The sequence below is a fragment of the Moraxella bovoculi genome, from assembly GCF_000988745.2.
Taxonomy (GTDB): domain Bacteria; phylum Pseudomonadota; class Gammaproteobacteria; order Pseudomonadales; family Moraxellaceae; genus Moraxella; species Moraxella bovoculi.
Genome location: NZ_CP011381.2, coordinates 262694 through 277732, shown reverse-complemented (window position 1 = coordinate 277732; position 15039 = coordinate 262694). Strand labels below are relative to the sequence as shown.

14 protein-coding genes are annotated in these 15039 nt (G+C 46.8%); 10 read left to right on the top strand and 4 right to left on the bottom strand.

From position 1 onward, the window contains the following. Positions 1 to 6: 6 nt before the first annotated feature. Together AAX10_RS01255 and AAX10_RS01250 are read right to left on the bottom strand one after the other, a co-directional pair. Positions 7 to 660 (bottom strand): M48 family metallopeptidase, encoded by a 654-nt coding sequence (locus AAX10_RS01255; protein WP_226997788.1) that lies wholly within the window; start codon positions 658 to 660, stop codon positions 7 to 9. A 93-nt stretch (positions 661 to 753) separates the two neighbouring features. Next, positions 754 to 1413, bottom strand: coding sequence for a YiaD family glycine zipper/OmpA-like lipoprotein (locus tag AAX10_RS01250; protein WP_036363500.1), 660 nt, complete (start codon positions 1411 to 1413; stop codon positions 754 to 756). Positions 1414 to 1912: 499 nt separating this feature from the next. Here AAX10_RS01250 and AAX10_RS01245 point away from each other — a divergent pair, with 499 nt between their 5' ends. The 5 genes from AAX10_RS01245 (at position 1913) to minE (ending at position 6195) form a co-directional block, all read left to right on the top strand. Further along, positions 1913 to 2875, top strand: coding sequence for an acyltransferase (locus tag AAX10_RS01245; protein WP_046699622.1), 963 nt, complete (start codon positions 1913 to 1915; stop codon positions 2873 to 2875). A 34-nt stretch (positions 2876 to 2909) separates the two neighbouring features. Then, positions 2910 to 4016, top strand: a complete 1107-nt coding sequence (locus AAX10_RS01240) for a hypothetical protein (protein WP_046699621.1) — start codon at positions 2910 to 2912, stop codon at positions 4014 to 4016. 127 nt (positions 4017 to 4143) lie between these two features. Continuing rightward, positions 4144 to 4896, top strand: a complete 753-nt coding sequence (gene minC / locus AAX10_RS01235) for a septum site-determining protein MinC (protein ID WP_036363494.1) — start codon at positions 4144 to 4146, stop codon at positions 4894 to 4896. 206 nt (positions 4897 to 5102) lie between these two features. Beyond that, positions 5103 to 5918, top strand: a complete 816-nt coding sequence (minD, locus tag AAX10_RS01230) for a septum site-determining protein MinD (RefSeq protein WP_046696044.1) — start codon at positions 5103 to 5105, stop codon at positions 5916 to 5918. A gap of 1 nt (position 5919) precedes the next feature. After that, entirely contained in the window at positions 5920 to 6195 is a 276-nt protein-coding gene (gene minE / locus AAX10_RS01225) for a cell division topological specificity factor MinE (protein ID WP_036363487.1), read from the top strand. A 60-nt stretch (positions 6196 to 6255) separates the two neighbouring features. On the opposite strand, the gene AAX10_RS01220 is transcribed toward minE, so the two are convergent. Further along, on the bottom strand, positions 6256 to 6792 hold the full coding sequence (locus tag AAX10_RS01220) for a cytochrome b (protein ID WP_149038821.1): 537 nt from the start codon (positions 6790 to 6792) through the stop codon (positions 6256 to 6258). Positions 6793 to 6962: 170 nt separating this feature from the next. Between AAX10_RS01220 and AAX10_RS01215 the strand changes: the two genes are divergently transcribed. The 3 genes from AAX10_RS01215 (at position 6963) to AAX10_RS01205 (ending at position 10564) form a co-directional block, all read left to right on the top strand. Beyond that, entirely contained in the window at positions 6963 to 8039 is a 1077-nt protein-coding gene (locus AAX10_RS01215) for an efflux RND transporter periplasmic adaptor subunit (RefSeq protein ID WP_046699620.1), read from the top strand. A 199-nt stretch (positions 8040 to 8238) separates the two neighbouring features. Then, positions 8239 to 8961, top strand: coding sequence for a response regulator transcription factor (locus AAX10_RS01210; RefSeq protein WP_036363481.1), 723 nt, complete (start codon positions 8239 to 8241; stop codon positions 8959 to 8961). A gap of 58 nt (positions 8962 to 9019) precedes the next feature. Beyond that, a complete protein-coding gene (locus AAX10_RS01205) occupies positions 9020 to 10564 on the top strand; it encodes a sensor histidine kinase (protein WP_046699619.1) in 1545 nt (514 codons plus the stop codon). Between the two features lie 62 nt (positions 10565 to 10626). On the opposite strand, the gene AAX10_RS01200 is transcribed toward AAX10_RS01205, so the two are convergent. Then, complete coding sequence (locus tag AAX10_RS01200) at positions 10627 to 12801, bottom strand: carboxy terminal-processing peptidase (RefSeq protein WP_046700534.1); 2175 nt, start codon at positions 12799 to 12801, stop codon at positions 10627 to 10629. Between the two features lie 169 nt (positions 12802 to 12970). On the opposite strand from AAX10_RS01200, the gene nagZ reads away from it, so the two are divergent. Together nagZ and AAX10_RS01190 are read left to right on the top strand one after the other, a co-directional pair. Continuing rightward, positions 12971 to 14047: a beta-N-acetylhexosaminidase gene (gene nagZ, locus AAX10_RS01195; RefSeq protein ID WP_046699618.1), complete on the top strand. Its 1077-nt coding sequence runs from the start codon at positions 12971 to 12973 to the stop codon at positions 14045 to 14047. A gap of 9 nt (positions 14048 to 14056) precedes the next feature. Then, positions 14057 to 15034 carry a manganese-dependent inorganic pyrophosphatase gene (locus tag AAX10_RS01190; protein WP_046699617.1) on the top strand — a complete coding sequence of 326 codons (978 nt, stop codon included), beginning with the start codon at positions 14057 to 14059 and terminating at the stop codon, positions 15032 to 15034. Positions 15035 to 15039: the final 5 nt, after the last annotated feature.

Here is a 15039-nt window from a genome sequence, read left to right as displayed (position 1 = left end):
CCGCCCTTACAAGCTTTCATCACGCGCTTTTAGAAGGTCATGCCATTTTTTATAATCTGGCATGGCTTTTTTGACTTCCGCCCAAAATAATGGGCTGTGATTGGCATGAATGAGATGGCAAAGCTCATGCACGAACACATATTCGGTGCATTCATAGGGATATGCCGCCAAATATACCGACAGCCACACTCTACCTTCACGAGTATTACATGTACCCCAGCGAGTTTTCATTTTCTTTAAGCGCACTTCTCTGGCGACCCTACCGACGATGGGTTGCCATTTGGCAATCAAATCAGGTAACCGAGAAGACAACGCCTGCCGATAAATTCGTAAAATCTGACTTTCATCAGCGGGCAAATCCACACTCTCACCCCATAATCTTCGCTCATAAGCATGGCGAAAATGCGCTTTTTGTTGTAGTTTATGATGCGCCTGAAACACCCAAGACAACCGCGCTCGAACCGCCTCTATGACAGCACGCTCAGATGCCCATCTTGGCACGCTGACATGACATTCGCCCGCTTTCATGCGAAAGTTAATGTTCTTTACTGATTTTTTGGTGATGCTTAGAATGATTCCTTGTTCAGCAAAGTCTTGGTGTAGTCTTAATAACTGCTCTGATCGCATGAGCGTATTTACTCTTTGGGATAAATAAGTCATTATAGCAGTCTCATCATCCGCATAAAAAATTAAATCAACACAAAAAAACAGGCTGGATAATCCAACCTGTTTTTTAATGATCAACGCTAAGAATTAACGGAGTTCTTGTGGTGCGTTGATGGTTAGCTCTACGCGGCGGTTTTGAGAACGACCTGACTCGTTCGCGTTGCTTGCGATAGGCTGAGTTTGACCATAGCCTACTATTCTGGTGCGGTATGCTGGTACACCACGAGATACCAGGTAGTCAGATACTGCTGCCGCACGACGTTGTGAAAGTGCTTGGTTATAAGATGCAGCACCTGTGCTGTCAGTGTGACCTGCCACGACGATGGTGGTTTGATCATACTGGATCATTGTTTGTGCCAATTGGTTTAGGCTGTTATAAAATGAGGAATTGATGGTTGCATCATCATGAGCGAACGTGATGTTGCCTGGCATTACTAAGTTGATGTTACCTTGTGAGTCTTGACGTACTTCAACGCCAGTACCTGCCATTTGTTGTTCGATTTGCTTAGCTTGGCGACCCATGTACGCACCAACGCCTGCGCCCAATACTGCGCCGATCGCTGCGTCACGACCAGTCTTCTCACCGCCAGTCGCTTTAGAGATGGCAGCACCACCTAGTGCGCCTGCCAATGCGCCGATACCGGCTTTTTTGGTTTGATCGTTGACAACTGGACCGCCAGTGGTCGCACAGCCTGTGATAACCATGCTAGATGCCAATGCTGTTACAGCAAGTAGTTTGATTTTCATGTTAAACTCCCTAAGTCTTTTATAAAATTTAAAATTTTTGAAGTTATCTCAAGCAGATTAGGTGACTAATTCGCTTGCTTTGATTGCATTATGAATGAAAAAACTTACTTATCTGTTGTAAGTGTGTATCTCATCAGTGTACTTTTGATTATCTTTCTTGAAAGATTCACCGTAATTTTAGGAGATTTTTACCGAAATTCCCTAAAGCTACCCAACAAGTAGCCAAAATCGCAATATTTTTCACCAGAATCAATAATCTACCTTTCAAATTTTGGTCGTTTGGAAACAAATGCTGAGTAATATTGTATCAAAATTTTTCAAAAATTAGATTTCAATGGATTTTTTCGGACAAATTTACCGTTTTTTTATCAAAATTTGATAAAATGCGTTTAAATTTTTGAATTTCGCAGAATTTTTCATATTTTGTTACACAATTTGTACCACCTGCGCAATTTAGAACCTCTTTTATTGATTAAAAATAAGATTTTTAGGATCAGTCATGAGCGCAAATTCTCGTAAGACCTTGCCTTTTTTTCAAAAATTACACGAAACCAAGCCGAAACTTGCCCAAAAACTCTCCTTTGCAATCGGCACAGGCAGCATCGCAGCCAATAGCTTAGCATTGTCAGCGCCACTTTACACGGCCGGACTTGCTAAGATGTTCGGCAAATCAAAGCGCGCCGACAAAGTGGTCATCGGCATGGCAGATTATTGGATTCGCTCGAATAATTTCATGATTGATAAGGTATTGCCCACCAAAGACTGGCGCATCAGCCTGCCTGAAAACCTAAACCCAAATGGCAAATATTTGCTCATCTGCAACCATCAATCATGGGTGGACACGAGCATCATTCAGTACGCCAGCGAAGGTCGCCTGCCGATCACGCGTTTTTTTGCCAAGCATGAGCTGATATACATCCCTGTTGTGGGTCAGACGTTTTATTTTTTGGACTTTCCGATGATGAAACGCCATTCAAAAGAGCAAATCGCCAAAAACCCAGAGCTTGCCAGACGCGACTTAGACGAAGCACGACGTGCGTGCGGACTGCTCGCTGACAAGCCTTTTGTGTTACTCAACTATCTAGAAGGCACGCGCTTCACCAAAGCCAAACACGCCGCCCAAAAATCACCTTATAAGCACCTACTAAAACCAAAAGCAGGTGGTTTTGCACTTGCCATCAGCAGCCTTGGTAAGCAAATAGATGGCATCTTAGACATGACGCTCGTCTATCCTGATGGCGCGCCTAAATACAGTGATCTTTGGCAGGGCAAACTTACCCGTCTGGGCGTCGACATTCGCCACATCAAGATGGAAGACGACCTATTTAACGCCCTAAAAAATGGTGAATACGACAGCAATGATGACGTAAAAGCCAAACTGTTCTCATGGCTGGATGAGATTTGGCAAGCCAAAGATGCTCGCATCGATGAGATGCTGGCTGAATTTGACCAAGCACCATAATAACAGCCCAATACTTTTAATTTATGATAATTCTATGCGACAAACACCCGACCTAGACGAGCTAAGCATCCCACAATCTCACGAAGTACCTAATGACGTCGTGCCTTTATTTGGCAGTGATTCAGACGATCATCAGCCAAGCAAACTTAAAATCGGCTACGACATCCTGATGCTCGGTCTGCTCGTGGTGGACTTGACACTAATCTTTATAGATAACATTCTGATGAGTGCGCTCGTCGAGAAGCTCGCAGAATGGATGAACTTTGGCGCACCTTTGCAGGTGTACCAAGACCAGTATCATGAGACGCTTGCGGCAGTTGGGGGTATGTTTACGCTACTGTGGGTGGCAGAGCTTGCGGTACGCTGGGTGCTTGCCATCGTGAACCACACTTATCATCGATGGTTTTTCTTTCCTTTTGTGCATTGGTATGAAGTGTTGGCGTGTTTCCCTGCCTTGCGTGCGCTCAGACTGCTCCGCGCTGGCATCATCATTAAGCGCCTGCACGAAGTGGGCATCAAGGTCATTCCACAGCGTTGGATCAATTCAGCCAGATTCTACTATGGCGTAATTTTGGAAGAACTGTCAGATCGAGTGATTCTAACCGCCACCGACAACATCCGCGAACAAATCAAACGCTCCAAGACTCACGACAAGCTCATCCAAGACACCATCGACAAAAACCGTGACGCCTTTGAAAATGCCATACTCGAGCTTCTACGCGCAGAACTTAGCCCAAAGCTAAGCTTAGCTTTTAACAATCAAGTTGGCGAACAGCTCTCATCTGACATCGGGACTGCGGTTGAGCGCGCACTCATTGACACCCCAGAGCTCAAAAAATACCTAAAACTCATCCCGATCGCAGGCAATCTCATCGAAAATCAAATCACCACCATTGGCAAGAACATCGGGGAGAATGTCACCACTTCGGTGAATTCGCACCTGTTCGATGATAAGACGTTAGATGCGCTCATGGTACAGATCGCCAAAGGCGTGGCAAGCATCAACACCGATCGCCCAGCACTCCAAAAACTCGTTGCTAATGTGGTCGAAGATGCGCTGAGTGCGTTTGAACAACAAATTAAAGCTCAGCAATGGAAACATAGCGCACAAATCAAAGCAGCGGTATCAGAACATCAATAGCCTAAGGCTAACTGCGATAGATATTGTTGGAAATTCAAGCAATTAAAGAAAAGCGGTGTTCTTTCGACGCCAAAAAAATGCTACAATCTTAGCGTTTTATTTTATTTCATTGAGACGGTTTATTATCATGAGTAAAGCCATTCAGTTATTCGGCAAGATGCTGACCTTCAGCCGAATCAAAATCACCACAGATAATCTAGGCGACATTCAGGCTGAATTGACCGATGCATTGTCAGGTAATTCAGCAACCGCGAACATCCCCGTCGTGATCGACAGCGATGTCAATCTAGACCTAGAAGTACTGCTGGACACCTTGTGGCAGCTTGGTTTGCAGCCGATTGGCGTGGTCGATGGCGCACTCAACACCCAAGCCAAACAACTTCGCCTTGCCATCCTGCCTCCTGATGGCAAACGACTTGAACGCATCCAAGCCAAAGAAGATCGTCCTGTCAAGTCTGCGGTGATTAATAAGCCTGACAGCAACTCCAACAACAATACCAACACAGTCGTCGGCACACCAGTACAGGCACCCGCCTACCAGCCTCAGCCAAGCAGTACCTATGCACAGATGGTGCGCTCAGGTCAGAGTATTCATCACTTCGGTGGCGACCTCACCATCATCGGCGGGGTGAATCAAGGCGCTGAAGCCATCACTGACAGCAACCTGCACATCTATGGTCGCGGACTGGGTCGATTGGTGGCGGGTGCGACAGGCGATAAGGACGCTCGTATCTTCTGCCAGAAATTCAACCCAACATTGGTGTCTGTCGCAGGCACTTACTGCCTGTCAGAAGACATCCCAAGCGAGATGATCGATGAGGCGGTACAAGTCAGTTATGACGAAAAAGAAGGCTTAGTATTTACCAAAATTGATACCTAATTGTCATTTTTATTTAAAAAAAATAAAAACCTGTTTATTTTTTATCAATTTACTGATGAAACTACTTATAATTTTTCGCAAAATTATTCATAAATTGGTAAAATATGTTATGCTTATTAAATAATTTTTTGATAAATTTGCATTTGTTTTATTTATTAGCATAACTTAATAGATAAAATGATTGTATTTAACTAAGGAGTGCCATTGTGGCAAAAATCATCGTAGTAACTTCAGGTAAAGGCGGTGTTGGCAAGACCACCACGAGCGCATCTTTTGGTGCAGGCCTGGCCAAGCGTGGCTATAAGACTGTCATCATCGACTTTGATGTGGGCTTGCGTAATCTTGACCTTATCATGGGCTGTGAGAACCGCATCGTATATGACTTTGTTGACGTTATTAGCGGCAATGCCAAACTGACCCAAGCATTGGTTAAAGACAAGCAATTAGAGAATCTGTACATTCTACCTGCTTCACAGACTCGTGATAAAGACGCACTGACTGACGAAGGCGTTGCTGCTGTCATGAAAGAACTGTCAGAAGACTTAGCATTTGACTTCATCATCTGTGACAGCCCAGCAGGTATTGAGCGTGGTGCACAGCTTGCCATGTATCATGCGGACGAAGCCCTAATCGTCACCAATCCAGAAGTATCTAGCGTACGTGACTCTGACCGCATCATCGGCATCCTACAGTCTCGCACCAAGAGAGTTGAGGAAGGTGGTAGCGTACGTGAACACCTAGTGATCACTCGCTACAACCCAGAGCGCGCCGCTCAAGGCGAGATGATGGACATCGACACCATCGCGAACGAGATTCTACGCGTGCCGTTGATTGGTGTGATCCCAGAGAGTAACGCTGTGCTAGAAGCATCTAACCACGGTCAGCCTGTGATTCACTACCCTGAATCAGCGGCAGGTCAGTGCTATGATGACATCGTTGCACGTTTCTTAGGTGAAGAGCGCCCACTGCGCCACCTAGACGTGAAGAAAAAAGGCTTCTTTGCAAAACTGTTCGGAGGCTAATATGAAAAAAGGATTCTGGGCATCCCTATTTGGGGGTAATGACACACCTAGCAGCGCAGACATCGCCAAAGACCGCCTAAAGGTCATTGTGGCAAGCTCTGATCGCCTAAATACTCGCCTAACAGCTGATCGTATCGAGCAGATGAAGCGCGAGATCCTAGAAGTGGTCAATAAATATGTCAACGGCGTACAAATAGACAATGTTAACATCAACCATCACCACGAAGATCATATTGACATGCTTGAGATGAGCATCAGCCTACCTGATCGCAAATAATATCTCACAACAAAAAACACCCAAATTTGATTTGGGTGTTTTTTGTTGTCTAAGGGCATATCAGCGCATTCTGGCGATGAGATTATCCTTAACGAGAAATTGATGATACAACGCCGCACCGATATGCGCCACGATTAGCAGCCACATCGCCGTCCAGATAAATTCAGTATGCCAAAGGTTCATGAGTTTTGACATATCACGATCCACGCCAACGATCATCGGCAGCTCAAATAGCCCAAATACACTCACGCCGCGACCGCCATACATTGACATCAGTGCGCCTGTGATTGGCATGGCAAGCATCACCACATATAATGCCAGATGCACCAAATGCGCAACCAACGTCTGAAACGCAGGTGCTGGTACGGGCGCTGGCGCTTTGGTGGCAAAGCGGGTAATGATGCGAAGAATTGTCCAAATCAAGAAGCTAGCTCCGATGGATTTATGCACGCCAATAAAATCATCGCCTTGGTTAATGGTGATGAATGCTGCCAAGATCAGCAACGCCCCCGCCCAATGAAAGATACGCACGGCAAGTGCATATTTTTGTACAGGTTGCATAGAACTGGCGTTAAGCTTGTGATGTGCAGAACTCATAAAATCTCCCACGTTAAATTAAACACCCTTGTAGCCTAACGGATTACTCAAAAAAAATCCATGAGTTTTTCGTTTATTATTTCGCCAGTCGTCTCTCATTTTCAAAAAATCTCATTTTTTATAAAAAAACATGCTAAGATAATCCAAAATTCCATGTCTTACCAATCATCATGCGTGCTATTTATTGTTTACCTTATTTCTTTGCATTACTCATCGGCTGCCAAGACATGGACAGCGCGGATTTGGCAGAACATCTGGACAATAAAATCGACAACCGCGATGAATCCGCCGCCAAAAAGCGCGACCAACTCCTACAAGACGACATTACCGCCCACCCCGTACGCTTCGACGGTGAAGAGGTTATTCTCAATGGCGTACATCTATCCTCGGTCAAGATGTCGCGCTATCAGCCCAGTTTTGGCTTACAAGGCATCATCGCACCCATCCAAAGAACCAATCTCGTTCAGCCGATCGACATCACAGTGGTTAATGTTCTTGTCAAATCAGGTGACGCTGTCAAAAAAGGCGACATACTCGCTCATCTTCAACCAGCGCCAATACATACGATCAATGAAGAGGCGGAACAAGAGCAAGACAGTCGCGCATCAAAAGATGAGCAAATCATCACACTGACCGCGCCTTTTAATGGGGTGGTGGATAATTTACGCCTAAATACTGGCATGACCATCAAAGCCAACACACCTCTACTAACCCTCGTTGATGAATCAAAATATCAGTTCATCAGCCGTCTGCCCGCCTACCTAAAGCCACATCTAAAAATCGGAAAAACCGTCGACATCAGCGTTGATGATGCGCCATTTAGCGGACAAATCGCTCACGTGACCAAAAGCCCAGAATCATTCAGCACGATTGATGTCAGCGTTGAAATCTCACCAAAAAAAGACAGCGCCAACAGACTCAACTCAGGACAGTTCGCCAAAGGCATCGTGGAATACGGTCAGATTAGCGTTGGCGCACTCGTGCCTAAGTTCGCCATCGTTGATGACAACTTATCACCACTTGATCTAACCAAGCTCCACGCCCCACCCCACAAGCCGCAAGCGCCCATCGCCGCGAATATCTGGGTGGTCAAGCAAGATGCCAGCCTTACGCTGTCGCGCGTGCACATCATCGAATACCTGCCAGAATCGCGCAGATTCTTGGCATCAGGCATCACCGAAGACAGCTTAATTGTCTTGGTCGAACTACCGATGCAAGCCGATGGCAAGCGCGTGGTCGTCGATTAATACACGATAATGCGAATTGTTACTGACAATTTTCAAAAGCCGCTTAGTTTTACGCGATTCTTGGAAAATTTACGCAAATTTTCATAAAAAGGGTTATTTGCTACAAATTAACACTTGTCAAGCCACGCAAACATTGGCAAGATATACACACTAGATTTTAATTTAATTTTTGAAATAGCTTACTCAACTAGGATAATCCATGAATAAACAAATTTTACTTATCGAAGATGATCCAGATTTGGCAGAATTAATCAGCGACTACCTGTCAATGAACTACTATGAAGTACATCACGCCGCCACAGGCCAAGGCGGACTTGACCTACTAGATGCCAAAGAACGCGACATCAGCTTAATCGTGCTAGACTTGATGCTGCCTGACATGGATGGCATGCAAGTCTGCCAAAAAGTTCGTGGCTCTAAGAACCTACACATCAATAAAGTGCCAATTGTCATGCTCACCGCCAAAGGTGATACCACTGACCGCGTGTTAGGCCTTGAGATGGGTGCTGATGATTATATCTCTAAGCCATTTGAGCCGCGTGAATTGCTTGCGCGTATCCGTGCGGTACTTCGCCGTCACGAGACGCCAAACCAAGCCGACCTACACTCTGGCAGTTTAACATTTGGTCGCTTAACTGTATTTCCTGACAGCCACGAAGTGACCATTGATGACAAGATCGTACGTCTGACCACGCACCAATTCCAGCTACTGCATTACTTTGCAACCCATGCTGGCAAGGTGCTAAATCGCGAACAACTTTGGCAAGCCATGCCAAACGATGACAGCTCAGAGAATATAGATCGTGCCATCGACGTGCACATCTCACGCCTGCGCGCACTCATCGAAGACAACCCGCGTCAGCCTAAACGCATCATCACCGTGCGCGGTGTGGGTTACCAGTTCGCGACCGACCAAGTATAGGTCTGTCCGATAAAAGACCATCGCCATGATGGTCTTTTTTATGTGATTTTTAAAGTTTATGAAGCAATTTCAATTCGCCCCAAACTCTGTTTTCGCTCGCTTATTTATTAGCGTTTTTTTGGCAATTGTGGCTTTTGCCATTGCCATGATTGTCCTGTCTCAGCTTGTGCATAACAACTCCGACAGCGTACGATCGCGCGCCATTGCCGAGCAGATCGTCACACAGATTGACCCTTTGGTGACCCAAGCTGAAGCCCTAACCAAAGAAAACGAACTACTAAAAGCACGTTTCATCTTAGCCGTGGTCAAAAAAAGCTTTGACATCTTTGATGAAAGCCTAAATGCCAAAATCGGTCTGTACAGCCCCACAGGAGAGCTCATCCTGCAGACCGAGAACAGCGATCTACCTCCAAAGCTTATCGGAGAACGCACGTGGATTGACAATGTCGCCCCTGGGATATTCTCTCCTGCGCACCACCACATCACCATCAAGAACAGCGCAGGCTATCAGGTGTGGTATGAAAGCCGTATCCTACCAAAAGAACGTCCATTCTCTCGTCTGCTAAACCTATTTACAGGCACACTCCTATTAATCATCATGATGGCGGCGGTGCTGTGGTGGATTGCACGCAATATCACAAAGCGAATCAATCAGATGAGCCAAGAGATGGACAAGCTGGGTAATGGCGATTTTAGTGTGCGCGTGAATGAAGACGGCAATGATGAGATTGCAGCATTGGCACGCGGTTTCAATCAATCCGCCAAAAAAATCGAACAGCTCATCAACGCCAATAACCTTCTGCTTGCTCATGCATCGCACGAATTTCGCACGCCCATCACGCGCATTCGATTGCAGATTGAGATGATGGACATGCTCGCCCATAAGCTAAATGATAATGATAAGGCAAAGTTTGACAAACGCGCCGCAGCCATCAATCGAGATCTGACAGGGCTTAATGATCTGGTCGAGAGCATTCTGTTGGTGTCGCGCCTTGATGCAGGTCACGCCCTGCAAGCTGCCGAACAGGTTGATCTGTATGATCTGGTGCGCACAGAGTGTCAGCATTACCCCGAGGTGACTCTGACCGCCGAAGCCATGACCATCATCGCGCAGCCCAAGCTACTCACCCATCTGGTAAGAAATCTTCTAAATAACGCCATGATTCATGGTGTGCCGCCCATTGAAGTCTATCTGTACGAAGCGGCAGATTTATCAAGCGCGCAGAACATTCCAGATAATCTTACCCAGATTACCCCTGAGATTAATAGCGAAACAACCAAGCCAGCCAAGAAACCTTTGCTGCGTTTCTCTCGCCAAAAAGACGCACCACCAAAAGAAGCAGACTTTGCGGTGCTTGCCTTTATCGATCAGGGCGGTGGCATTCCAGAAGATAAGCGCAAAGACATCTTTAGCCCCTTTGTGCGCCTAAAGCAGGAGAAAAAAGGTTCAGGTCTTGGTCTATCCCTAGTGTCCCAAATTGTAGAAGCCCATGGCGGACACATTAGCACAGACACATGGCAAGGCAAGACTCGATTTTTAGTTGTGCTGCCCATCAAAGGCAAAGATGCCACAAAAGACGCTCAGAACACAACCAAGTCATAAATCATTTGCAATCCCAAATAAAAAGCCATCACGATGATGGCTTTTTATTTCTTTGCTTTGTGTTATTTCTTGGCATCGAACATTAAGCGCGCCGCCTCAAAGATATAAGCTTCTTCTTCAGGCAATTTTGGGCGCTCATGCTCTTTCATTGCGCCGCGCTCTTCAGCCAAGGCATCGACGCTTGCTTGATAGGTTGCCCAATCAGTATAAGGCGTCTCACCCGTTGCCTGACGACGTGCATTCTCAGCTCTTAATGTCAAAGCTTCAATTTCTTTGGCTTTAGCTCGGCGCTTATCGATGTTCACAGCGACAGATTTTTTGTCATCATCAAGTGCACGGATGGCATTGAGCTCGCTTAGGTATCTAAACTGCACGTCTTGGTCTTGGCGCACCTTGGATTCTTTGGTTAGGCGCTCAATTAACGCTTGGCTGTATTTACCCTCAGGAGTATATTGAGTAGTTGCAATGGTATCCCACTCAAGTGGGTTCTTGTATTCGCGTTCGCCAAATTCAATGCCCTCATAGATGTTCACCAACGGAATGTCTGGCACGACGCCTTTATTCTGAGTACTGCCGCCATTGATGCGGTAGAATTTCCGCTGGGTAATCGCTGCTGTACCAAGCGCCAGATCGTCGCGTCGCGCCTGAGCTGAGCCCTTACCTGTGGTGGTGCTACCCACCACCAGACCGCGTCCATAGTCTTGGATCGCCGCGGAGAAAATCTCTGACGCCGATGCTGAACCTAAATTAATCAACACAGACATATCGCCTGCATATAGCTGACGACCGCCGTCTTTATCGGCGTAAATCTGGACGTTGCCGCGGTTATCTCGAATCTGCACCAGTGGGCCTTCTTTGATGAATAAGCCCATCATCTTGGCAACTTCATCCAGTGAACCACCAGGGTTGTTGCGCAGATCAACCACAAGCCCATCGATGTTCTCTTGATTTAAGGCTTTTAGGGCTTTTTCGGTATCGATGCTGACCGAACGATAATTATCAGCACTTAGGCCACTGCGTCGCGCCTGAAAATTAAGATAAAAACTTGGAATCTCTAGCACGCCAACGCGCTTGACGCCGCCCTCATACGGCATCTCAACGATACGATGATGCACCCCTGATTCATCTTGCTTGATGACATCACGCACGATGGTGACATTACGCGCTGAGCTGTCAGGCGTATTCGGCTGCTTGACCTTAATGGTGACGGTTGTGCCTTTTGCGCCGCGGATGAGTGCCACTATCTCACGCGTGCTAAAGCCGATGGTATCCATCATCTCTTCACCATCTTGAGCCACGCCTAGGATGAGATCATTGGCACGGATCTGACCTGTTTTTTGGGCAGGGCCGCCATCGACCAAGCTGATGATACGCGTGTAATCAGGGTTCTTACGATCGGGACGAATGGATACACCAATGCCCTCTAACTGTAGATTGGACTGAATCTGCATTTCGTTCGCCTGCACTGGCGCGTAGTAGTTGCTGTGAGGATCGTATGCCATCATCGCTGCATTTAGCACGCCCTCCATGATTTCATCATCTTTTAGGCGCGCCAACTGCTGCTGCTGACGATTGATACGATTTAATAAAATCTCGTTCGGCGTACGCTTCTCACCTTTAACCAAATCCTGACCACGAGACAGTTCAGGATTATCAATAAATGCCTTATCCTTGGCTCTATCATCTTCTTGGTTTAAGGTGATGTTAATCAGTGCATAAGTGGTTTGATTTTGCCAATAGCGTAGCTGTTCTTCTTTGCTGGCGAAACGTGGCGCTTCTTCGCGATCTAGAATGATGGACTCATTCGTGCGAAGGTCAACATCTTTTGCCAGCATCTCTTTGGCGGTATCATAGTATTCATTGGCGCGCGTGCGATAACGCTCAAAAATCTCAATACCTGCTGTCAGATCGCCACGTTTTAGGCGCTCAGCATAGGTGTCGCCGTATTTTGCCATGAATTCATCCACGTCCGACTGTAGCAGTAGAGTGCGTGATGCATCTAAATTATCAAAGTAAGTTTCAAGGATTTTTTTGCCCATTTCGCGGTCTAGTGGCTGATCTAGATAATGCGCACGATCGAGCAACAACGACACCTGACGGGCGGTGACTTTTTGTTCGACATTTGGCTCAAAGCCTTGTTTGTCCGAAGCTGTCGCCACAGTGCTGACGCTCTGAGCAAGCAGCACACCCACCACAGCGGTCGCCACACCCGACAATAAAAATTGCTGTTTCATAATATATTCCAATGTTATTATCAATCGGTGAAATTAAGAAAAATTCGCATTATCTTACCATACTCAACCTTGCTTGTGTGATGGTTTTTGTGAGTAAATTTCTACCGATTGATACATTTGTCCAAATTCATCGTATAATAAGCAAATTTATTTCACTACATTAAGGTAAGTTATGGCAACTGGCATCATCATGGCGGACGTGGATGGTCTGACCCTAACCGGCGATGATAAGGACTTCTTAGCAAATAACGCATTGGGCGGCGTGATTTTATTTAAGCGTAACGTGGCAGACCCTACCCAAGTGCGCGCCTTAACTGACAGCATGAGAGCCATCAATCCCAATCTTATCATCAGCGCCGACCAAGAAGGCGGCCGAGTGGCGCGCTTTCGCGATGGTTTTACACCCCTGCCTGCGATGGGACGACTCGGAGAGATTTATGATGACAATCAAGAGCTTGCCTTATCGCTCGCCTATGATACGGGCTACCTAATGGCGTGCGAGGTACTCGCGGTGGGCGTGGATATCAGCTTTGCGCCTGTCATGGACATTGATGGTTGCAGTCTGGTTATTGGTGATCGCGCCTTTCATACCAACCCAGAGGCTGTCACCGCTCTATCAGCGCGCTTTATCGATGGCATGAATGATACAGGCATGAAAGCCACCGGCAAACACTTCCCGGGTCACGGCTCCATCGCCCCTGACTCGCACGTCTCGGACGCGGTGGATGAGCGCACCCTTGATGAAATATGGACCTGCGACCTCATCACCTTCAAAAATAACTTATCAAAACTCGATGCACTCATGCCTGCGCATGTGATATTTAGCCAAATCGATGACAAGCCAGCAGGCTTCTCAAAAGTCTGGCTACAAGACATTCTAAGACAGCAATTAGGCTATGATGGCGTGCTATTCTCAGACGACCTATCAATGAAAGCTGCTCATGTCGCAGGCGATGTCACCGCTCGCGTCAAGTCCGCCATCGAAGCGGGCTGCGACATGGTGCTGGTCTGCAATAACCGTGATGATGCCATGCGCGCGGTGGAATTTGCCAAGACCATGCCTGAGGTGGTAAACCGATTCAGCAAAATGAAAAGCATCATCCCAACATGGCAAGGCGATCTCATCAGCACCTGCCAAGCCTTCGCGCATTACAACACCGCCAAAGACAACGTCATGAAGGCGTTCTTTGGTGAGGCGATCACCGCCAAAGATGGTAAAGACCCTACCAACTACAGCACGAATTCATAAAGGCTTATTATGCATCATATTTTTGGTCACACTTCTCCTGATACCGATGCGTTCGCCTCTGCGTTCGCGTTCGCTCATTGGTTAAATGCTCAAGACATCGCCGCCACACCCTATCGACTTGGCGTGCCAAACCTTGAGACGAAGTTTGTGCTGGATTATCTTTGGCAGCATTATTCTGATGAATTAGCTGGTTTGACACCTGAGATTTTGCCTTACTTAGACCCCAATCAGCCCTTAAGCACATTAAGCCTGGGCGACTTGATTGGCTTGACCGATCATAATGAACCTACTCAATCGATTGCGCATTTGGCAGACTTTGATATCAGATACATCATCGATCATCATAAGCTAGGCATATCAACGCCTAAACCCGCCTACGTTCGCATCTACCCTGTGGGCTGCACCTGCACGATCCTGTATGAGATGTTCATCCAAAAGTCCATCACCATCACACCCTTGCTGGCGACGTTCATGCTGTCTGCGATTCTATCAGACACCCTTAATTTAAACAGCCCCACCACCACAGATGATGATCGCATGGTGGCAGCAGAGCTACTTGCTATCGCCAACATGAGCGAATCGCAAAAGGATGATTTCGCCCAAGCCATGTTCTTAGCAAAAAGTGACGTCAGCCACCTATCTGCCCGCGACATCCTACTGATGGATTACAAAGAATATCAATTCGGCACGAGCAAATGGGGCATCGCAGGGATCGAGACCATGAATCTGCCTCAAATCATCGGACGAATGGACGATCTCATCACGACCGCCCAAACCCTAAAACAAGAAAAGCAACTTGACCACCTGATGATAGCCATCGTGGACATCGCACAGCGAACAGGCTATGCCATCGCTTACGATGATACTCAAAATACTATTTTATCCAAGGCATTTAACACCGCCGCCCAAGACGGTCTATTTAGCCTAACAGGCATCGTCAGCCGCAAAAAACAAATCGTCCCCGCTCTTGAGGTATATCACAACTAGACGGA